The 20477-nt window shown below is 71.3% G+C and carries 19 protein-coding genes and 1 pseudogene; 3 read left to right on the top strand and 17 right to left on the bottom strand.

Annotation, left to right across the window (positions count from 1 at the left end):
* Positions 1-27: 27 nt before the first annotated feature.
* The 8 genes from dprA to P0L94_03910 form a co-directional block, all read right to left on the bottom strand.
* Entirely contained in the window at positions 28-1227 is a 1200-nt protein-coding gene (gene dprA, locus P0L94_03945) for a DNA-processing protein DprA (GenBank protein ID WES65228.1), read from the bottom strand.
* Positions 1224-2750, bottom strand: coding sequence for a YifB family Mg chelatase-like AAA ATPase (locus P0L94_03940; GenBank protein ID WES65227.1), 1527 nt, complete (start codon positions 2748-2750; stop codon positions 1224-1226). The genes dprA and P0L94_03940 overlap by 4 nt, the downstream gene beginning before the upstream one ends.
* Positions 2747-3115, bottom strand: coding sequence for a YraN family protein (locus P0L94_03935; GenBank protein ID WES65226.1), 369 nt, complete (start codon positions 3113-3115; stop codon positions 2747-2749). Before P0L94_03935 ends, P0L94_03940 begins: the two co-directional genes overlap by 4 nt.
* A gap of 126 nt (positions 3116-3241) precedes the next feature.
* Complete coding sequence (locus P0L94_03930; protein WES65225.1) at positions 3242-3565, bottom strand: DUF2469 family protein; 324 nt, start codon at positions 3563-3565, stop codon at positions 3242-3244.
* Positions 3566-3588: 23 nt separating this feature from the next.
* A complete protein-coding gene (locus P0L94_03925; GenBank protein ID WES65224.1) occupies positions 3589-4248 on the bottom strand; it encodes a ribonuclease HII in 660 nt (219 codons plus the stop codon).
* Positions 4245-5036, bottom strand: a complete 792-nt coding sequence (lepB, locus tag P0L94_03920) for a signal peptidase I (protein ID WES65223.1) — start codon at positions 5034-5036, stop codon at positions 4245-4247. Before lepB ends, P0L94_03925 begins: the two co-directional genes overlap by 4 nt.
* 142 nt (positions 5037-5178) lie before the next feature.
* Positions 5179-5526: a 50S ribosomal protein L19 gene (gene rplS, locus P0L94_03915; GenBank protein WES65222.1), complete on the bottom strand. Its 348-nt coding sequence runs from the start codon at positions 5524-5526 to the stop codon at positions 5179-5181.
* 166 nt (positions 5527-5692) lie between these two features.
* Positions 5693-6190 (bottom strand): hypothetical protein, encoded by a 498-nt coding sequence (locus P0L94_03910; GenBank protein ID WES65221.1) that lies wholly within the window; start codon positions 6188-6190, stop codon positions 5693-5695.
* Positions 6191-6310: 120 nt separating this feature from the next.
* On the opposite strand from P0L94_03910, the gene map reads away from it, so the two are divergent.
* Complete coding sequence (gene map, locus P0L94_03905; protein WES65220.1) at positions 6311-7093, top strand: type I methionyl aminopeptidase; 783 nt, start codon at positions 6311-6313, stop codon at positions 7091-7093.
* On the opposite strand, the gene treZ is transcribed toward map, so the two are convergent.
* The 8 genes from treZ to rpsP all read right to left on the bottom strand — a co-directional run bounded on the left by treZ (position 7090) and on the right by rpsP (position 17063).
* Entirely contained in the window at positions 7090-8826 is a 1737-nt protein-coding gene (gene treZ, locus P0L94_03900; GenBank protein WES65219.1) for a malto-oligosyltrehalose trehalohydrolase, read from the bottom strand. The genes map and treZ overlap by 4 nt on opposite strands.
* 10 nt (positions 8827-8836) lie before the next feature.
* The gene (gene treY, locus P0L94_03895) at positions 8837-11167 is read right to left on the bottom strand and encodes a malto-oligosyltrehalose synthase (GenBank protein ID WES65218.1); all 2331 of its coding nucleotides are present in this window, start codon (positions 11165-11167) and stop codon (positions 8837-8839) included.
* Positions 11164-13386, bottom strand: a complete 2223-nt coding sequence (glgX, locus tag P0L94_03890) for a glycogen debranching protein GlgX (GenBank protein ID WES65217.1) — start codon at positions 13384-13386, stop codon at positions 11164-11166. Before glgX ends, treY begins: the two co-directional genes overlap by 4 nt.
* Positions 13387-13475: 89 nt before the next feature.
* Positions 13476-14906: a pyruvate kinase gene (pyk, locus tag P0L94_03885; protein ID WES65216.1), complete on the bottom strand. Its 1431-nt coding sequence runs from the start codon at positions 14904-14906 to the stop codon at positions 13476-13478.
* 133 nt (positions 14907-15039) lie between these two features.
* Entirely contained in the window at positions 15040-15717 is a 678-nt protein-coding gene (trmD, locus tag P0L94_03880; GenBank protein WES65215.1) for a tRNA (guanosine(37)-N1)-methyltransferase TrmD, read from the bottom strand.
* 32 nt (positions 15718-15749) lie between these two features.
* Complete coding sequence (rimM, locus tag P0L94_03875) at positions 15750-16418, bottom strand: ribosome maturation factor RimM (protein ID WES65214.1); 669 nt, start codon at positions 16416-16418, stop codon at positions 15750-15752.
* 1 nt (position 16419) lies between these two features.
* Positions 16420-16650: an RNA-binding protein gene (locus P0L94_03870; protein WES65213.1), complete on the bottom strand. Its 231-nt coding sequence runs from the start codon at positions 16648-16650 to the stop codon at positions 16420-16422.
* Entirely contained in the window at positions 16650-17063 is a 414-nt protein-coding gene (rpsP, locus tag P0L94_03865; GenBank protein ID WES65212.1) for a 30S ribosomal protein S16, read from the bottom strand. Before rpsP ends, P0L94_03870 begins: the two co-directional genes overlap by 1 nt.
* Before the next feature lie 205 nt (positions 17064-17268).
* Here rpsP and P0L94_03860 point away from each other — a divergent pair, with 205 nt between their 5' ends.
* Together P0L94_03860 and P0L94_03855 are read left to right on the top strand one after the other, a co-directional pair.
* A complete protein-coding gene (locus P0L94_03860) occupies positions 17269-18432 on the top strand; it encodes a glutamate--cysteine ligase (GenBank protein WES65211.1) in 1164 nt (387 codons plus the stop codon).
* Positions 18429-18899 (top strand): methyltransferase, encoded by a 471-nt coding sequence (locus P0L94_03855; protein WES65210.1) that lies wholly within the window; start codon positions 18429-18431, stop codon positions 18897-18899. The genes P0L94_03860 and P0L94_03855 overlap by 4 nt, the downstream gene beginning before the upstream one ends.
* Before the next feature lie 264 nt (positions 18900-19163).
* Here the strand turns inward: P0L94_03855 and ffh are convergent.
* Positions 19164-20474 (bottom strand): annotated as a pseudogene (gene ffh, locus P0L94_03850) (signal recognition particle protein).
* Positions 20475-20477: the final 3 nt, after the last annotated feature.

The raw sequence follows: 20477 nt of genomic DNA, 5'->3' as shown, positions 1-20477 counted from the left end.
CCGCGAGCGACGCACCGGCCGCGGCGGTCACCGGTGCCGCCGCACGGCAGAACGCCATCCGTGGACCGTGCGCACTGCGGCACCGTCGAGCTCGAGCACCCCGAGTGCCGACTCGACGTCCGCCGGCGACATCCCGCTGCGCGCCGCGATGTCCTCGGTCGAGCGCGGAGACCTCGTCGCCAGCGCATCGAGGACGCGCGTCGCCTCGGGCGAGCGCTGCCCGCCGGCCCCGGAACGATCCATCGACGATCTCCAGCCCAGCAGCTCCCGCACGTCGTCGGCCCCGGTGATGCATTCGGCACCGTACTCGCGCAGCAGGCGATGCGTGCCGACGGACGCCGCGCTCGTGACGGGCCCCGGCACCGCGCCCAGCGGCCGTCCCAGGGCTGCGGCGTGGCCGGCCGTGTTCAGCGAGCCGCTGCGCGACCCGGCCTCGACGACCACGGTCGCGCTCGCCAGGGCGGCGATCGTTCGGTTCCGCTGCAGGAATCGCCATTTGGTCGGGGCGGCGCCGCACGGGACCTCCGCGACGACCGCGCCGTTCGCCGCGATGCGGTCGAAGAGGGCGGCGTGACCCGCCGGGTAGGGCCGGTCCACGCCGCCCGCCGACAGGGCGATGGTCGTTCCGCGCGCGCTCAGCGCGGCTCGATGCGCGGCGCCGTCGATGCCGTAGGCGCCGCCCGAGACCACCCCGATGCCGCCTGCCGCCAGGTCGGCGGCGAGCTCCATCGCGACGTGCTCGCCGTACGAGGTGGCGGCGCGTGCTCCGACCAGCGCGACACCGGGGTCCGCGAGCAGCGCACGCGGGTCGCCGCGCACCCACAGGCACAGGGGCGCGTGCGCGCCCAGATCGAGCACGCGCCGCGGCCACACCGGATCCGAACGGGTCACCAGCGCGACACCCGCCAGCGCGGCGGCCCGCAGCGCCGCCCGCACGGCGTCCGCCGACAGCCGGGGCGTCCACCGCCCGAGCGCGCGGGACAGTTCGCTCGCATCGATCTCGGCCGACGACGGCGCAGCCCGATCGCCCCGCACGACCACCCCGAGCGCCGCTTCGGCTCCGACCGCGCCGATCAGGCGGCCGGCGACGCCGTCCCCGGGCTCGGCGAGCACCGACCAGACGGCCCATGCGTACGCATCCGTGACCTCGTCATCGCCGAGTGCGCCCATCCGCACGCCCTGCACGGCCGCGCGCACCTCGCTCGGCGACAGCAGCAGCCCGCTCACGACGCGATGCCCTTCTTGAGGAACAGAGCACGGCCGACGTGGTGCGGGCCCAGCTGCGACGCTCCGTCGAGGTCGGCCACCGACCACGCGATGCGCAGCACCCTGTCATAGCCGCGCAGTGTCAGGGCCCCGCGCTGAAGCGCCGCATCCAGCGGCCGCCGGACCACGGGCGAAGGCGCATACGGGCCGTCGCGCAGCCACGCGCCCGGCACGTCGGCGTTCCTGCGGAAGGGCGTCGCGGCCAGCCGCTCCGCCGCACGCTCCCGCGCGCCCAGGACCCGCGCTCGCGCCCGCGCCGTGCTGATCGGTGGCGTGCCACCGCCGGCGTGGGCGGATGTGACGCGGGTCAGCGTCAGCTCCACGTCCATGCGGTCACGCATGGGCCCCGACAGTCTGCCGAGGTACCGACGGATGGCCGCGGGCGGGCACACGCATTCGGATCCGCGGATGCCGTGGTTGCCGCACGGGCACGGGTTCGTCGCGAGCAGCAGCTGCACGCGGGCGGGGAACGTGGCCGTGACGCCCGCGCGATCGATGCGGATCTCCCCCGTCTCGAGCGGCTGGCGCAGCGCGTCGAGAGCCGGGGCCGCGAACTCACCCGCCTCGTCGAGGAACAGCACGCCCTCTGACGCGCGCGCGATCGCGCCCGGGCGGATCACCCGCGATCCGCCGCCCACGAGCGCAGCGACGCTCGCGCTGTGGTGGGGCGCCTCGAAGGGCGGCACGCGCGAGATCTCGGTGACCGTCGCCCCGGCCAGGGACCGGACGGAGGCCACCGCCAGCGCGGCGTCGTCGTCGAGATCGGGCAGCAGCCCGGGCAGGCGCCGGGCGAGCATCGTCTTCCCCGCCCCGGGCGGACCGCACATGAGCATGTTGTGCCCACCCGCCGCCGCAACCACGAGGGCGTCCACCGCCTCCCGCTGCCCGATGACGTCGGCGAGGTCCGGAGGCGGCGCCGGTGCGTCGTCCGCCCGCGCCGCGGGGATCGGTTCGGCGGCCGGGACCTCGACATCGGCGCCGTGCCACGCCGCGACCTCGGCCAGCGTCGTCGCACCGAGAACGTCCACGCCGTCCACGAGCGCCGCTTCATGTCGATTGCCGCTCGGCACCACGGCACGGCGGATACCGGCGCGCGCGGCCGCGTGGACAGCGGGAAGCACGCCGGCGACCGGCCGCAGCCGGCCGTCGAGTCCGAGCTCCCCCAGGTGCAGCGTCGAGCCGATCGACGCGCGATCCACCGGCGTCTCGGTCGCGAGCGCCGCCACCGCGACCGCGACGTCGAAGCCCGCACCGTGTTTGGGCAGACTGGCGGGAGACAGGTTGACCGTGACGCGGCGTCGCGGCAGGCTCAGGCCGCTGTTCGCGCACGCGCTGCGCACCCGCTGCGCCGCCTCTCCGATCGCCCGGTCGGCGAGGCCGATGATGTGGAAGCCGGGGGTCTGGTTCGACAGATCGGCTTCGACCGCCACGATGCCGACATCGAGGCCGGACAGCGCCGCCGCCCACGTGCGCGCGACGGTCACAGCGGGTCGATCCCGGCCAGATGCTCCACGGGAGCCGTGCGCGGGTCCCGCCCGACGATGCCGATCGCGTCCAGTCGCAGCCGACGCCCTCGCGCTCGCTCCGGGTGCGCCGCCGCCCATGCCGCGGCCAGGCGCCACAGGCGTGCCTGCTTGCGCGCGTCGACGGCGGACCACGGATGTCCGAACGCCTGCCCGCGCCGCGTCTTGACCTCGACGACCACGAGGTCGGCGCCGACCGCGGCCACGAGGTCGATCTCACCGTGCCGGCATCGCCAGTTCCGATCGAGGATCGTGTACCCGCGTTCGATCAGGTACTGCGCCGCGCGCTCTTCGCCCGCCCGCCCGAGGTGGTCCTTGTCTGCCATGCCGAGAGCATCGCGCGTCCACAGGCACGCGAACGGGCGGACGGGCGCGCCTGTGGACGGACGGGTGCCTGGTCCGGGATGGGGAGGAGATGCGGGCGAACCGGCGGCGGGACGGACGGTCGCCGCTCAGCTGTCGAGCGACAGCTCCTCGGGCAGCTGGAAGTCCCGTCGCTGCAGCTCTTCGATGTTGACGTCCTTGAACGTCAGCACCCGCACCGACTTCACGAAGCGGTCCGCGCGGTAGATGTCCCACACCCACACGTCGTTCATCGCGATCTCGAAATAGAAGTCGTGCTCGGTGTCCTTGCGGACGACGTTCACCTCGTTGGCGAGGTAGAACCGGCGCTCTGTCTCGATCACGTACTGGAACTGCGAGACGACGTCGCGGTACTCCTTGTACAGGGCCAGCTCGAGCTCGCGATCGTAGTCTTCGAAGACGTCGTCATCCATGGTCTCTCCATCCTAGGACTCCGTCAGAAGAGCGTCGGTGCGTCGGCGATCGCCCACGACGAACGATGATGCGGACTCAGCCCGTGCTCCCGGATGGCCGCGCGGTGGTCGGCGCTCGCGTAGCCCTTGTTCCGCGCCCAGCCGTACACCGGCAGCTCCTGGTCGAGCTCGACCATGACGCGGTCGCGCGCGACCTTCGCCAGGACGGATGCCGCGGCGGCGCTCGCGCAGTCTCGGTCGGCCTTGATGACCGGATGCACCTGCAGAGCGCGCCCTCCGGCCGGGCTGATGTAGTCGTAGTTCCCGTCGAGGAGGACGATGCCGTCCTCGGCGACGATCCCCTGGCCGCGCAGCTCCTCGATCGCGCGCAGGCATGCGATCCCGAGCGCCCGCATGATCCCGACCTCGTCGATCTCGCTCGAACTGGCCCAGCCCACGGCGCTGGCCGCAACCCACCTGCCTGCCCGCTCGGCGACATCGGCTCGCCGGGCCTCGGGGACGAGCTTGGAGTCCCGCAGCCCCTGCGGGACGCGCTTGCGCGCCCGTGGCGCGTCGAGCGCGACCGCGCCGACCGCGACCGGACCCGCCAGCGCCCCGCGCCCGACCTCGTCGCAGGCGATCACGACGGCGTTGTCGGCCAGCAGCCGGCGTTCCAGCGTGAGGCGGGGCTGCGCGACCGTCACGGCGCCGCTTCGGTGTCCGGCTGGGCAGCGGCGTCGGGGACGCCCGAGAAGTCCTCGTGGTGGAAGTCGACGAGCCCGAAGCGATCGAACGGCCACGTGATCAGGAAGACGCGGCCCACGACGTTCTCGATCGGGACGAACCCCTTGCCCGGCTGGTCGGTGTTGTAGCGCGAGTCCTTCGACCGGTAGCGGTTGTCGCCGAGCACCCACAGGCTGTCGGCCGGAACCACGACGTCGAAGTCGTCGGCGGATGCCGCGGACTCGGCGGTCGGGAGCTTGAGATAGTCGGTCTCGTCGATCGGAGTGCCGTTGACCGTGATCTGCCCCAGGGCGTTGCAGCACACGACGTGGTCGCCGGGCAGGCCGATGACGCGCTTGACCAGGTGATCGTCGCTGTCGGGCGCCGACAGCCCCACGAGCGACAGCACCCAGTCGATCGCCTCCACGGCCGGGGGCCGCGGCGGCTCCACGCTGACCGGGAGCCAGCCCCCGGGATCGCGGAAGACCACGACGTCGCCGCGGTCGTAGGCCCCGAAGCGGGGCGTCACCTCGTCGACGAGGATCCGGTCGCGGATCTCGAGGGTGTCCTCCATCGATCCCGACGGGATGTAGAAGGACCGCACGACGAACGTCTTCACCAGGAACGACACGAGCAGCGCGATGAGGACGATCACCAGGACGTCGCGCGCGAATCCCAGCCATCCCCGTCGTCGCGATGTGCGGGCGCCGCTCCCGGCGGCATCCGTCCCGGTCTGCGCCGACGACACCGCGGCCTTCTCGCTGGTCATCCCGTTCCTTCCGCGAGCCGGCCGCGCACACGACCGCCTCTCAAGGGTGCCACACGCGATCGCGGAACCGACCGCGCCGGCCCTGTCGCCCGACGAGGAAGAGCCCCGGTCCGAGGGGACCGGGGCTCTTCGAGGACGAGATTCAGTTCTCGCGCTTCTCCTTGATCTTGGCCTTCTTGCCACGGAGGTTGCGCAGGTAGTACAGCTTGGCGCGGCGGACGTCGCCACGGGTCACGATCTCGATGTGGTCGATCGACGGGCTGTGCACCGGGAAGGTGCGCTCGACGCCCACCTGGAAGCTGATCTTGCGGACCGTGAAGGTCTCGCGAATGCCGTCGCCCGAACGGCCGATGACGACACCCTGGAAGACCTGGATGCGCGAGCGGTTGCCCTCGGTGATGTTCACGTGCACCTTGACGGTGTCACCGGGAGCGAACGCGGGGATGTCCGAACGCAGCGATGCTGCGTCGACGGAGTCGAGGATCTGCATGATCGTGTCTCTCTGCGACCGCCACAGGTCGATCGCGGAACGTGTTGGAAAGGAAGTGGTGTACCCGAGGCCGGCGGACGGACCGCTCGACGGCTCCCCTGAGGCAGAGCCTGGTCAGGGCACAAGAGTCCATTCTGCCACGGACACGCGCCGCCGCCAAACCGGATCAGGCCGCGGGATCGTGCTTCTCGTTGACGATGATCACCTGCGGCTCGCGCTGCGGCTCGGCCCGGGTCCGATCGTCGGCCGAGAGGTAGGTCATCCCCTCGGACACGCGGACGAACGCGCCGGTCGGTCGCGCCTCGCGCCAGAGCTGCCACAGCGACAGCCAGAACAGCCCGACGCCGACCACGATCGCGACGACGAAGGCCGCACCCCACCACGCGGGGTCGAAGAAGCCGAGCGCGATGACGAGGGCATGCCACACGGCGAATCCGAGCACGTCCCACCACGAGACGGCCCGGTGGGCGCGCACCGTGCCGCGGGCGCGCACCAGAAGCGTCAGGAGGAGCTGCCACACGAACACCCCCGGAATGGCGAGGAACAGCACCCACAGGAAGGCCCACGCTCCGGCTCCCGTGACGGCCCACCCGATGAGCAGCCACAGCGGCAGCACGAACGCGGCCGGGATCATCCAGACGAAGAACGCGCGACGCAGCCACATGCCTCCGATCGTACGCTCGTCGCGGCGGCCTGTCGCCGGGTCCTGCGACGACACCGGGCAACCTCACAGTTCCGGACGGGCGCGTCCGACAGAATGAAGAGGACGAGAGGACACCACCCCATGATCGAATTGCGCACCCCGGCGGAGATCGATGCGATGCGCCCGGCCGGACGCTTCGTCGCCGAGACCCTGGCCACCCTGCGCGATGAGACGAAGGTGGGCACCAACCTCCTCGCGATCGACCGCCGCGCCCACGACCTGATCCGCCGCGCGGGCGCCACGTCGTGCTACATCGACTACCACCCGTCGTTCGGCGCGAGCCCCTTCGGGAAGGTCATCTGCACGTCGGTCAACGATGCCGTGCTGCACGGGCTGCCGCACGACTACGACCTCGAGGACGGCGATCTGGTGTCGCTCGACTTCGCCGTCTCCATCGACGGCTGGGTCGCCGATTCGGCCATCTCGTTCGTCGTCGGCACCGCCCGCGACGAGGATCTCGCCCTCATCGACACCACCGAGCGCGCCCTGGGCGCCGCCATCGACGCCGCCGTGGTCGGCAACCGCATCGGCGACATCTCGCATGCCATCGCGCAGATCGCGCACGCCGACGGCTACTCGATCAACACCGACTTCGGCGGCCACGGCGTCGGGCGCGTCATGCACGGCGACCCGCACGTCCCCAACGACGGCAAGCCGGCACGCGGCTATCCGCTGCGTGCGGGACTCGTGGTCGCCCTCGAGCCGTGGTTCCTGGCGACCACCGACGAACTGATCACGGATGCCGACGGCTGGACGCTGCGCAGCGCCGACGGCTCCCGCGGCGCCCACTCCGAGCACACCGTCGCGATCACCGACGACGGGCCGATCGTGCTGACGGACCGTTCGTTCCTCGGCGTCGACTAGCGCACCGACTCGACCACCGCCGCCGAATCGGGCGGGAGCGACAGCGACGCGCCCTCCCTCGGCGTCGTCGTCCGGGTCTGCAGGAGCACCGCGCCGACGCCGTCGAAGGTCACGACGTCGTCGGTGAGGTTGACCAGCACCGCCAGGCCGCCGCGCGCCAGGCGCACGGCCCGGTGGGACGCATCCGTCCACGCCACGTCCTCGGCGCCGAGCGATGACGTCGACGGGTCGGTGAGCTCGGGCCGCTCGCGGCGCAGCCGCGCCAGGTCCCGGTAGAGCCCCAGCAGCCGCGCGTGGTCGCCGCCGCCCGCCTCGCCCCACCGCAGGACGGACCGCCGGAACGTCTCCGGGTCCTGCGGATCGGGCACCTGCGATTCATCCCACCCCATGCGCGCGAACTCGGCGATGCGCCCGCGCGCGGTCGCCTCGCCGAGTTCGGGTTCGGGGTGGGAGGTGAAGAACTGCCACGGGGTGGACGCACCCCATTCCTCGCCCATGAACAGCATGGGGGTGCCCGGCGCCGTGAGAGTGAGCACCGCCGCCACGGCGAGTCGGTCGGGCGGCAGTGACTGCGAGAGCCGGTCGCCGGTCGCGCGGTTGCCGATCTGGTCGTGGTCCTGCGCGAAGGTCACCAGACGCCAGGCCGGGACGTCAGGGGGGACGGGACGTCCGTGGCCGCGGCCGCGGAACGATGAGAACGTGCCGTCGTGGAAGAACCCCCGCGTCCAGACCTTCGCCAGGGCACCGGGATCGGCGAAGTCCTCGTAGTAGCCGGCGGTCTCGCCGGTCAGCAGCACGTGCACCGCGTGGTGCCAGTCGTCGCTCCACTGCGCGGTCAGGCCGTACCCCCCGGCCTCGCGCGGAAGGATCAGCGTCGGATCGTTCATGTCGGATTCGGCGATGAGCGTGAGGGGCCGCTGCAGGTGGGCGGAGAGGGCGTCGGCGGTCTCGGCCATCTCCCGGAGGATGTGGACCGGTCCGGTGTCCGCGAGCGCGTGGACGGCGTCCAGGCGCAGCGCATCGACGTGGTACTCCTCGAACCACATCCGGACGTTGTCGAGGATGTACGACCGGACTTCGGGTTCGTCGAGGTCGATGCTCTCGCCCCAGCTCGTCATGCCCTGCCGGCGCAGGTACGGTCCGAACTCGGGCAGGTAGTTCCCGCTGGGGCCCAGGTGGTTGTACACGACGTCCTGCACCACGGCGATGCCCGCCGCGTGTGCGGCGTCCACGAACCGCCGGTAGCCGTCGGGGCCGCCGTACGGCTCGTGGACGGCGTACCAGAGCACGCCGTCGTAGCCCCAGTTCCACACGCCGTTGACGGCGTTCACCGGCAGCAGCTCCACGTGCGTCACCCCGAGCGCGAGCAGGTGGTCGAGCCGGCCTGCGGCGGCATCGAGCGTCCCCTCGGGCGTGAACGTCCCGACGTGCATCTCGTAGACGACACCGCCCGCGAGCGGGCGCCCCGTCCACGCGGCATCCGTCCACGCGAAGCGGTCCGGCCGGACATGGGCGGACAGGTCGTGCACGCCGCGCGGCTGGCGCCGCGAGCGCGGATCCGGCCGCGCCGCGTCGGATCCGTCGAGCACGAAGCCGTACTCGTCGCCGTCCGCGAGCAGGACGTCGCACCGCCATGCTCCGGGCCGTGACGGATGCCGCGCCATGTCGACGTCGGCGTGCCCCGGCCGTCGCAAGCGGACGCTCGCCGTGCGCGGTGCCCAGACCTCGATCATCGTCATCTCCTCACGCCGGAAGCAGCAGCGCCACCGGATACGTCGCGAGCACGTCCGCGACCGCCACCGCCGAGCCCTCGAAGCGGCGTCCGGTGAAGGCGTCGACCGTCGGACCGGAGTGCCGGAGGAGCGTCGTGTCGCCCCAGCCGCCGCGCGCCGCCAGCCCCGCCGGCAGGCGCGTGGCCAGCGCCAGGGCGCCACCGCGGTCGAAAGCCACGGCGTGTCCGGCGGCGTCGCCCACGACCTCCATCGGCGTGTACCGCCGGAAGAGGTCGGGCCGGTCTCGGCGCGCCCGGAGCACGCGGGACGTGACGAGCAGCTTCGCGGCGCCGCCGTCGTCCACGGGCGGCAGCCATCCGGCGTCGAGTCCGGCCAGCAGCTCGCGCCGGCGCGCGAAGTCCACGGGACGACGGTTGTCCGGATCCACGAGCGACAGGTCCCACAGCTCCGTGCCCTGGTAGACGTCCGGGACCCCGGGGCCGGCCAGCTGGATCGTCTTGGCGGCGAGCGAGTTCGACCAGCCGTGATCCCGGATCGCGAGCACGAACTCCTCGACGACGCTCCGAGCGGGGCCGAACGCGGCATCCACGACGGCGTGCACGCGCTCCTCGAACGCCGGGTCGGGCGACAGCCAGTCGGTGTGGGCGCCCGACTCGCGCGCCGCTTTCTCGACGTAGGCGTGCAGCCGCTCCGGCGTGGCCGGCCACGTGCCGATGACGGCCTGCCACACCAACGCGTCGAAGGCGCCGTCGCCGCAGGACGCGATCGAGCGCAGGCGATCGAGCGCCAGGGCCCACTGCTGCGGGAGCTCGGCGATCACCGACAGCCGCGCGCGGACGTCTTCACTGCGCTTGGTGTCGTGCGTCGTCAGCGCCGTCAGCGCGTTCGGCCACGCGGACTGGCGGCGGGCGAGCGCCCGGTGCAGGCCGTCGACGGACAGCGAGAACACCGACGGGTCTCCCCCGACCTCGGTCAGCGTCCCGAGGCGGGTCCAGCGGTAGAACGCCGTGTCCTCCACACCCTTGGCCATCACCGGGCCGGTCGTCTGCTGGAAGCGACGGGCGATCTCGCGGTCCGGGTCCGCCAGCAGCGGGACGAGTCGCGCGATCACGTCCGTGAGATCCGGGCGCCGCCGCGCCGCCTCCGCTGCCGCCGTCGCGAGACGCTCTCGGCCCGCCGGAAGGTACGAGCGGTACACCGGATAGCACGCGAGGAGCTCGGCGAGCGCGTCCTGGGCTCCCGCGATCGGATCGTCGAGGCAGCGCACGAGTCGCAGCACCTCGGCATGCTGCTCGGTGTCGGCGATCGTGCGCTTGGTGCCGTGGATGAGGTCGTCCCACGTCTGCGCTGCGCCCCCCGAAAGGCGTGCGTCGAGGTCGGCGAGAGCCCCTTCTCCCGCGGGATCGACGAGCACGCGGTCGACCTCGGCCATCGCGTCGTAGCCGGTCGTGCCATCGGTCTCCCACCACGGCGGAAGCGGCTCGGGGTGCTCGGTCGCGGCGTGCTCGAGGATCTTCTCGACCACCACGTACGCGCCGCCGGTCGCCGAGGCGAGCCTTTCGAGATACCCGCCCGGGTCGGCCAGCCCGTCCGGGTGGTCGATGCGCAGTCCATCGACGAGGCCCTCGCGCATCCACCGCAGGATCTCGCCGTGCGCCTCATCGAACACCCACGGCACCTCGACCCGCAGGCCCGCCAGACCCGTCACGGTGAAGAACCGACGGTAGTTCAGCGCGGTCTCGGCGTCGCGCCAGTACACGAGCTCCCAATGCTGGCGGGAGAGCACCGCCCGCACGCGCCCGGGCTCCGCCGTCGCGTCCGACGGGACGTCGTCGAACGTGCCGGCAGCCAGCGGGAACTCCTGGTCGAAGTAGCGGGCCACGCCGGCGCCGACGTCGATGCGGATGTCCTCGAGCACCTCGTCCAGGGGCGCGCCGAGGATCGGGAGCCGGATCCTCCCGTCGCCGTGGTCCCAGTCGATGTCGAAGGCCTCGGCGAACCGGGACGCCCGGCCGCGTGCGAGGACATCCCACCACCACCGGTTCTCGCTCGGTCGCGCGATGCCCATGTGGTTGGGGACGATGTCGACGAGGATGCCCAGTCCCGCCGCGCGCGCCGCGGCCGAGAACCGGCCGAGACCTTCCGGTCCGCCGCGCGCGGCGTCCACCCGGGTGGGGTCGACGACGTCGTATCCGTGGTCGCTGCCCGACGCGGAGGAGAGCAGCGGCGAGGTGTAGGCCCATCCCGCGCCCAGGTCGCGGAGGTACCCGGCGACGTCGGCCGCCGCATCCAGATCGAATCCCGACCGGATCTGCAGACGATACGTCGACGAGGGTGTCACGACGAGCGATCGACCTCCATCTTCGGGGCGTGACCGGGAACGACCTCGATCGCACCCGTGAGCGCGTGGGCCAGAGATGCGGCCACCGAGTGGTCGGTCTCGACGTCGCCCTGCTCATCATGCTCGCACAGAACCACCAGCGCCTTGGCGTGGAGTTTCACGGTGCCGCCCTGCTCGATCGGGCCGACGCCGGCCAGCTCGCCGGCCGTGTCGACGAGCACGTCCCACCGCGGGCTGAACTCGACCTCGGGGACGTGGAACGAGACGTCCTCCTCGCCGGCGTTGAACAGGACCACGAAGTGCTCGTCCTCGATCTCATCGCCCCGGCGGTCGCGCTCGCGGATGCCGTCGCCGTTGAGGAAGACGCCGATCGCGCGTCCGAAGCCGGAGTCCCAGTCCTCGGGCTGCATGATGGTGCCGTCGGGCCGGAGCCAGACGATGTCGGGCACCGGCTCGCCCTCCTCGCGCCGCACGGGGCGGCCGTTGAAGAAGCGCCGCCGGCGGAAGGTCGGATGCTCCCGCCGCAGTCGCGCGAGGGCGGCGGTGAACTCGATGAGCGGCTGATCGGCGCTGTCCCAGTCGATCCACGTCAGCTCGTTGTCCTGCGCGTAGCCGTTGTTGTTGCCCTGCTGCGTGCGCCCCAGCTCGTCGCCGTGGAGCAGCATCGGAACCCCCTGGCTCAGCAGCAGCGTCGCGATGAAGTTGCGCTGCTGCCGCGCGCGCAGCGTGAGGATCCGGGGATCGTCGGTGGGGCCCTCGACGCCGTGGTTCCACGACCGGTTGTGGTCTTCGCCGTCCCGGCCGTCCTCGCCGTTGGCCTTGTTGTGCTTGCGGTTGTACGAGACCAGGTCGCGCAGCGTGAAGCCGTCGTGGGCCGTGACGAAGTTGATGGACGCCACCGGCCAGCGCCCCGAATGCGCGTACAGGTCGGCGGAGCCGGTCAGCCGCGAGGCGAACTCGCCGAGCGCCTGGGGCTCGCCTCGCCAGAAGTCGCGGACGGTGTCACGGTACTTGCCGTTCCACTCCGTCCACTGCGGCGGGAAGTTGCCGACCTGGTACCCGCCGGGCCCGACGTCCCACGGCTCGGCGATGAGCTTGACCTGCGAGACCACCGGGTCCTGCTGCACGAGCTCGAAGAAGGTCGCCAGCCGGTCGACGTCGTAGAACTCGCGGGCGAGGGCCGAGGCCAGGTCGAATCGGAAGCCGTCGACGTGCATCTCGAGCACCCAGTACCGCAGCGAGTCCATGATCAGCTGCAGCGCGTGCGGGTTGCCGACGTTGAGGCTGTTCCCCGTCCCGGTGTAGTCGGTGTAGTACCGCTTGTCGTTCTGCTCGAGGCGGTAGTACGCCTCGTTGTCGATCCCGCGCATCGACAGCATGGGGCCGAGATGGTTCCCCTCGGCGGTGTGGTTGTAGACGACGTCGAGGATGACCTCGATGCCCGCGCTGTGCAGCGCGCGGACCATGCCCTTGAACTCCTGGACCTGATTGCCGCGCTGGCCGGTGGCGGCGTACGTGTTCTGCGGCGCGAAGAAGGCGACGGTGTTGTAGCCCCAGTAGTTCGACAGGCCCTTCTCCTGCAGCGTCGAGTCGTTGACGAACTGGTGCACCGGCATGAGCTCGATCGCCGTCACGCCCAGTCGCAGCAGGTGGTCGATGATCGCCGGGTGGGCGATGGCGCTGTACGTCCCGCGGATCTCGTGGGGGATGTCGGGATGCAGCTGCGTGAGCCCCCTGACGTGCGCCTCGTAGATGAACGACTCGGCGTACGGCGTCTTCGGGTGGCGGTCGCCCGCCCAGTCGAAGAACGGGTTGACGACCACGCCCTTCATCATCGACGTCGCCGAGTCGGAGTCGTTGCGCGAGTCGGGCGCACCGAAGTCGTAGCCGAACACCGGCTGGCCCCATGCCACCTGACCGTCGACCGCCTTGGCGTACGGGTCGAGCAGCAGCTTGTTGGGGTTGAAGCGCTGGCCGTTCGGCGGGTCGTACGGCCCGTGCACGCGATAGCCGTATCGCTGCCCCGGTCCGACGTTGGGCAGGTAGGCATGCCACACGAACGCGTCCACCTCGACCAGCGGAACGCGGGTCTCCTTGCCGCGGTCGCCGAACAGGCACAGTTCGACGCGCTCGGCGCCCTCGCTGAACAGGGCGAAGTTCGTTCCGTTGCCGTCGAACGTCGCACCCAGCGGATAAGCCGATCCTGGCCAGGTCTCCACACAGTCTCCTCTCGGCACTCCACACTACCCATGCGCGCGCGTCGCCTTCACGCACCGCCCTCGCGGGGCGGCGCGGACGGGCGGCGGCGTCAGCGGAGGACTTCGGCGGATCCCGCTCCGACCGTGTGCACACGGACGTCGTTGGTCGAACCCGCGATCCCGGGAGGGGCGCCGGCGGTCATGATGACGCGGTCGCCGACCTGTGCGCGGCCGCTCGACAGCAGCGTCTCGTCCAGGATGCCGAGCAGCTCGTCCGTGGTCTTGCCGCGCCGGACCAGGTACGTCTCGACCCCCCAGATCACGGCGCTGCGGGAACGGGTCCCGGGCAGGTCCGTGAAGGCCAGGATCGGCACCTCGTGCCGCAGCCGCGACATGCGGCGCGCCGAGTCGCCCGACTGGCTGAAGACGCACACGTAGCGCGCGCCGACGAAATCGGCGATGCTGATCGCCGCGAGCGTGATCGCACCCCCCTGCGTGCGCGGCTTGGTGCCGAGCTCGGGAATGCGCGAGAGTCCCTCGCGCTCGGTGGAGGACACGATCCGCGCCATCGTCTCCACGACGGTGACCGGGTGCGCTCCCACACTCGTCTCGCCCGACAGCATGACCGCGTCGGCGCCGTCGAGCACCGCGTTGGCGACGTCCGAGGTCTCGGCGCGCGTGGGGACGGGGTTGTCGATCATGGACTCGAGCATCTGGGTCGCCACGATGACGGGCTTGGCCCAGCGGCGGGCGAGATCGATCGCCCGCTTCTGCACGAGCGGGACCATCTCCAGGGGGAGCTCCACGCCCAGGTCGCCGCGGGCGACCATGACGCCGTCGAAGGCGTCGATGATCTCCTGCAGGTGGTCGACGGCCTCGGGCTTCTCGATCTTGGCGAAGAGCGGGACGTCCCGTCCCTCCTCCGCCATGATCACCCGCGCGCGGATCGCATCCTTGGCGCTGCGCACGAACGACAGGGCGACGATGTCGGCGCCGAGGCGAAGCGCCCAGCGCAGGTCCGCCTCGTCCTTCTCGCTCAGCGCGGGCGCGCTCACGGCCACACCGGGCAGGTTGATCCCCTTGTTGTTCGACACCGGGCCGCCGACGACGACTTCCGTGCGCACGCGCACGCCGTCCGTGTCGAGGACGCGCAGGCGGACCTTGCCGTCGTCGATGAGCAGCGTGTCACCGGGCTCGACGTCCTTCGCGAGATCCGGGTACGTGGTGCCGCAGATCTCCTTGGTGCCCGGAACGTCCTCCGCGGTGATCGTGAACTCGTCGCCGGGCGCCAGCTGATGCGGGCCGTCGACGAATCGTGCGAGACGGATCTTGGGGCCCTGCAGGTCGACGAGGATGCCCACCGCCCTGCCGGTGGTGTCGCTGGCGCGCCGGACGTAGGCGTAGGCCTGCTCGTGGTCGGCGTAGTCGCCGTGGCTCCGGTTGATGCGGGCGACGTCGAGGCCCGCCCTCACCAGCTGTTCGACGGTGTCGTAGCTGGCTGTCGCAGGCCCCAGCGTGGCGACGATCTTGGCACGGCGCATAGCCATCGTCCTTTCGCAGATGATCAGGACCACTCTTGCGCGAACGGACATCGCGCGGGTTTCCCCCCGGTAACGAGCACGTGTCGCACGGGACGGGTCCTCAATGGAGTATGTCGGGACGCGACCGTCGGCGCTACTCGAGCAGGTCCGGGCGGTGACGCCGCGTGCGCTCGAGACTCTGCTCTCGGCGCCAGCGCTCGATGGCGCCGTGGTTGCCGCTCAGGAGCACGGAGGGGACCTCGAGTCCGCGCCAGACGGCCGGCTTGGTGTAGCTGGGGTATTCCAGCAGTCCGTCCTCATGGGATTCCTCGACGAGACTGTCGGGATTGCCGACGACGCCGGGCACGAGGCGCGAGGTCGCCTCGATGACGGCCATCGCGGCGACTTCGCCGCCGTTGAGCACGTAGTCGCCGAGACTGATCAGCCGCACGCGGCCGCGCGCGGCGTAGTGATCGACGACACGCTGGTCGATGCCCTCGTAGCGTCCGCACGCGAAGACCAGCTGCTGCTCCCCCGCGAGCTCGCGCGCCATGGCCTGCGTGAACCGCTCGCCGGCGGGCGACGGGACCAGCAGGAGGGCGTCGGGCGAGAGGACGGCGTCCAGCGCCTCGCCCCACGGCTCGGGCTTCATGACCATGCCGGCACCGCCCCCGTAGGGCGTGTCGTCGACGGTCCGGTGGCGATCGTGCGTCCATGCCCGCAGGTCGTGGATGTGCAGGTCCAGGATGCCGCGGTCGCGCGCCTTGCCGATCAGCGAGACGTCCAGCACATCGAAGAACGCCGGGAAGATCGTGACGATGTCGATGCGCATGGGGGAAGTCTAGGGATGCCTTGCGCGCCGGATCAGCGCGAAGGATCGGCGCTGGGCGCGTCGTTCCCGGTCGCGGCCTCGTCCGGCCGATCGGGTCCGGTGTCCTCGTCGGCGACGTCCTCGAACAGTCCCGTCGGAGGCGTCACGATCACGCGCCCGGCGGCGATGTCGACGTCGGGGACGATGGCCTTCACGAAGGGGACCAGCACTTCGCGATCGGCGTCGACGCGCACGACCAGCAGATCCTGTGCGGGCATGTGGTCCACGCGCATCACGCGCCCCACGGTCGCACCGTCGCGGATGACGTCCAGTCCCACGAGCTGGTGGTCGTACCAGGCGTCGTCCTCGGCCGGCGAGGCTGCGGCGTCCTCGTCGATCCAGAGGATGGCGCGCACGAGCTCCTCGGCGGCATTGCGGTCGTCGACGCCGTCGAAGAAGGCCACGGGATGGGAGTTCATCCACTTGAACTCTCGCACCGTCAGCGGCTTGCCGTGCCACGGCGACGACTCCGGGACCTGCAGCGTGAAGACGGCGCCGGGGACGAAGCGCCCTTCGGGGTCGTCGGTGTACAGCTCCAGCTTGAGGGCGCCCTTGAGGCCATGGGCCTTGACGAGCCGCCCGACGCGCAGCTGGGTCTTGCCGGCCGGCGGGGTCGCGCGGGCGCGACCGCTCGCGGCCTTTCCGGCCTCGTTGTCCGTCACGTCAGTCGTCCGCGACGTCGACGCGCACGCGGCGGCCATCGGCCAGAGCGGAGATGAGCGTGCGCAGCGCCTTGGCCGTGCGGCCGCCGCGCCCGATGACCCGTCCACGGTCGTCGGCGTGGACGTGCACCTCGAGCACGTCCCCGCGCGGCGACGAGGAGGACTGGATGCTGACGTCGTCCGGGTGATCCACGATCCCCTTGACGACGTGCTCGAGCGCGGCGGCGAGCACTACTCTGCGGTCTCGTCGGCGGCGGGCGCCTCGGCCTCGGCGGCCGGCTCGTCGGCCTTCTTCTCGGCCTTCGGCTTGATGACCGACTTCTTGTCGGCGTCGACCTCGAAGGCGGCCTTGGCCTCGGCGGTCTTGAGGGTGGACTTCGCGTCCTTGTCACCCGTGAAGGTGCCCCAGTCGCCGGTGATCTTGAGGATGGCGCGGACCTGCTCGGTCGGCTGCGCGCCGACGCTCAGCCAGTACTGCGCACGGTCGGAGTCGACCTCGATGAACGAGGGTTCCTCGGTGGGGTGGTACTTGCCGATCTCCTCGATCACGCGACCGTCGCGCTTGGTGCGCGAGTCGGCGACGACGATGCGGTAGTACGGGGCACGGATCTTGCCGAGCCGCTTGAGACGAATCTTGACAGCCACGATTCTCCTGAAAAGTGTGGAAAGCGGATTGAACCGGACGTCCGGGAGCGTGGGGTGCACACCCGGCGGAAGCTCTGGGATGGACATCGGCGCTGGATAGAGGGTCGAGCGCCACGTCCGACCCTCTATTCTGCCAGATCCCGAGGGATGCCGCGAACCGGCGTGCACGCGGACGATGCGATGCCCGCCGTGCGAGACTGACCCCGTGATCGTGCCGTTCGCTGCGTCCGAACGTTCGTCGGTCGGACTCGAGTGGGAGTTGATGCTCGCGGACGAGAAGACCGGCGACCTGGTCCCTCGCGCGCCCGAGGTGCTGGAGTCCGTGGCCGCGGGGACGCAGAGCGCGCGCTACACCGTCACCGGTGAACTGCTGACCAACACCGTCGAGGTCACCAGCGGTGTCGGCGCGTCGGTGGCCGCGGCCGTCGACGACATCGCCGAGGCGATCACCGCGGTGCGCGCGAGCACCGATCCGCGCGGGATCGCGCTCTTGTGCGCCGGGAGCCATCCGTTCGCGCAGTGGTACGACCAGAGCGTCAGCGACAAGACGCGCTATCACACGCTGATCGAGCGGACCCAGTGGTGGGGCCGCAACATGATGATCTGGGGCATCCACGTCCACGTCGGCGTCGAGGACGTCACCAAGGTCCTCCCTCTGATCGGAGCGCTGTCGACCTACCTGCCCCACCTGCAGGCGCTGTCGGCATCGAGTCCCTTCTGGGCGGGCGAGCGCACCGGCTACGCCTCGAACCGCTCCCTGGTCTTCCAGCAGCTCCCCACCGCGGGGCTGCCCTGGCCGCTCGCCGACTGGGCGCAGTTCGAGTCCTACCTCGACGACATGGTGCGCACGGGGGTCATGGAGGACGCCACCGAGGTGCGATGGGACATCCGCCCCGCGCCCCGCTGGGGCACCATCGAGGTGCGCGCGTGCGACGGGATGTCGACGCTCGCCGAGCTCGCCGCGGTCGCCGCCCTCGTGCAGTCGCTCGTCGAGCACTTCTCCCGCGAGATGGACGCCGGCCGCGATCTGCCGTCGCTGCCGCCGTGGTTCGTGCGCGAGAACAAGTGGCGCGCCGCGCGCTATGGGCTCGATGCGCGCGTCATCGTCGACCGCGCCGGCCGGCAGGTGCCGGTGCGCGAGCATCTGGCCGGCACGCTCGATCGGCTGGCGGGCGTCGCGGACGACCTCGCGTGCGGCGCGGAGTTCGCCGACGTGGAATCGATTCTGCGCGACGGCGCGAGCTACGAGCGGCAGCTCGCCGTCGCCGACGCCTCCGGCGGCGACCTGCGCACGGTCGTGCACCACCTCATCCGCGAGTTCCGCGACGGGCCCTCGCCCCGCCCGGACACCGGGCGGAGTGCGCGATGAGCGCGGCGAACGGCGGTCTCACGCGCGGCGACTGGCTGGTCGCGGCGCAGTTCCTGCTGCTGGCCGCGCTCCTCGTGCCGGGCGAACCCGTGTGGCGCTCGGCGTGGCTGACGGTCCTGGCGGCGATGCTGGCGGCGGTCGGGGCCGCCCTCGCGGTCGCCGGGCTGCTGGCCATCGGCCGCGACATCGTGCCGTGGGTGGCGCCGCGCCCCGGTGCCCCGCTGCGAACGGGCGGGGTGTATCGCCTCACCCGCAATCCGATCTACCTCGGGATCCTCGTCGGCACCGCCGGCTGGGTACTGTGGCGGGCCCGCATCGAGCTCATCGTCGTGTGGGTGCTGCTCGTCGTCGTCCTCGCGACGAAGGCGCACATCGAGCAGCGGCACCTGGTGGCCGCCTACGGCGACGCGTACCGCGCGTACGCGGATCGGACGCCTCTCATCCTGTGGGGCCGCGGCATCCGCTGAACCCGGACGGGATCAGCCCTTGCCGAGCAGCTTCTGCAGTTCGGCGAGATCCGCTTCGCTCGGGGAGCCCTGACCCCCGCCCAGGCCGAAGCCCGAGCCGGTCGGGGTGGTCGGCGCCTGCGATGCCAGCTGCGCGTTCTCGGCGGCGCGCTTGGCGGGATTGCCCGAACGCGAACCGCCGCCGCTCTTCTTCTTGTTTCCGCGCTTCGACGAGCCGCCGGGCTTGCCCGCGCCGGGAACGGGACCCATGCCGGGGATGTTCGGCACGCCGCCCCTGGCGACGGTCTTCATCATCTTCGCCGCCTGGTCGAAGCGCTGGACGAGCTGGTTGACGTCGGTGACGGTCATGCCCGATCCGCGCGCGATGCGCAGGCGCCGCGAGCCGTTGAGGACTTTGGGATTGCGGCGCTCCCCCGGCGTCATCGAGCGGATGATGGCCTCGGTGCGGTCGATCTCGCGCTCGTCGAAGTCGTCGATCTGCTGCTTCATCGACCCCATGCCCGGGAGCATCCCGAGCATCTTCTTCATCGAGCCCATCTTCTTGATCTGCTGCATCTGCTCGAGGAAGTCCTCGAGCGTGAAGGTCTCGGTCGCGAGCTTCTCGGCGACCTTCATTGCCTCGGCCTCGTCGAACGCCTGCTGGGCCTGCTCGATGAGGGTCAGGATGTCGCCGAGATCGAGGATGCGGCTCGCCATGCGGTCGGGGTGGAACGCCTCGAGCTCGTCGAGGCCCTCACCGGTTGACGCGTAGATGATGGGGCGCCCGGTCACGCTCGCGACGGACAGCGCGGCACCGCCGCGCGCGTCTCCGTCGAGCTTCGTGAGCACGACACCCGAGAAGTCGACGCCGTCCTGGAACGCCTTGGCCGTGTTGACGGCATCCTGACCGATCATCGCGTCGATGACGAAGAGGACTTCGTCCGGGTTCGTCGCCGTGCGGATGTCGGAGGCCTGCTTCATCAGCTCTTCGTCGATGCCGAGGCGACCGGCGGTGTCGATGATGACGGTGTCGTGCTGCTGGCGGCGCGCGACCTCGACGCCGTCGCGCGCGACCTTCACGGGGTCGCCCACGCCGTTGCCGGGTTCGGGAGCATAGATCGCCGCTCCGGCGCGCTCCGCGACGACCTGCAGCTGGTTCACGGCATTGGGGCGCTGGAGGTCGCACGCGACCAGCAGCGGCGTGTGGCCGTCCTTCTCCAGCTGCTTGGCGAGCTTGCCGGCGAAGGTCGTCTTGCCCGACCCCTGGAGGCCCGCGAGCATGATGACCGTCGGCGGGTTCTTCGCGAACCGCAGCCGGCGCTGCTCACCGCCGAGGATCGCGACGAGCTCCTCGTTGACGATCTGCACGACCTGCTGCGCCGGGTTCAGCGCGCGGTTGACCTCGTCACCCAGGGCGCGCTCGCGGACCTTCGCGGTGAAGTCCTTGACGACCGGGAGCGCGACGTCCGCATCGAGCAGGGCGCGCCGGATCTCGCGCACCGTGCCGTCGACGTCCGCGGGCGTGAGCTTGCCCTTGGTGCGGAGGTTGCGGAAGGTCTCGGTGAGCCGGTCGGAGAGGGTGCCGAAAGTCGCCATGAT

Source organism: Microbacter sp. GSS18, assembly GCA_029319145.1.
In the GTDB taxonomy this organism is placed as follows: domain Bacteria; phylum Actinomycetota; class Actinomycetes; order Actinomycetales; family Microbacteriaceae; genus Microbacterium.
This window is presented reverse-complemented; position numbering and strand designations above follow the sequence as displayed.

Bases quoted from the DNA above. Each gene is read 5' to 3' on its own strand.
- P0L94_03935 (WES65226.1), bottom strand. From the start codon at position 3,115: ATGGCAGACAAGGACCACCTCGGGCGGGCGGGCGAAGAGCGCGCGGCG.
- P0L94_03930 (WES65225.1), bottom strand. From the start codon at position 3,565: ATGGATGACGACGTCTTCGAAGACTACGATCGCGAGCTCGAGCTGGCC.
- lepB (WES65223.1), bottom strand. From the start codon at position 5,036: ATGACCAGCGAGAAGGCCGCGGTGTCGTCGGCGCAGACCGGGACGGAT.
- rplS (WES65222.1), bottom strand. From the start codon at position 5,526: ATGCAGATCCTCGACTCCGTCGACGCAGCATCGCTGCGTTCGGACATC.
- P0L94_03910 (WES65221.1), bottom strand. From the start codon at position 6,190: ATGTGGCTGCGTCGCGCGTTCTTCGTCTGGATGATCCCGGCCGCGTTC.
- map (WES65220.1), top strand. From the start codon at position 6,311: ATGATCGAATTGCGCACCCCGGCGGAGATCGATGCGATGCGCCCGGCC.
- treZ (WES65219.1), bottom strand. From the start codon at position 8,826: ATGATCGAGGTCTGGGCACCGCGCACGGCGAGCGTCCGCTTGCGACGG.
- pyk (WES65216.1), bottom strand. From the start codon at position 14,906: ATGCGCCGTGCCAAGATCGTCGCCACGCTGGGGCCTGCGACAGCCAGC.
- trmD (WES65215.1), bottom strand. From the start codon at position 15,717: ATGCGCATCGACATCGTCACGATCTTCCCGGCGTTCTTCGATGTGCTG.
- P0L94_03855 (WES65210.1), top strand. From the start codon at position 18,429: ATGAGCGCGGCGAACGGCGGTCTCACGCGCGGCGACTGGCTGGTCGCG.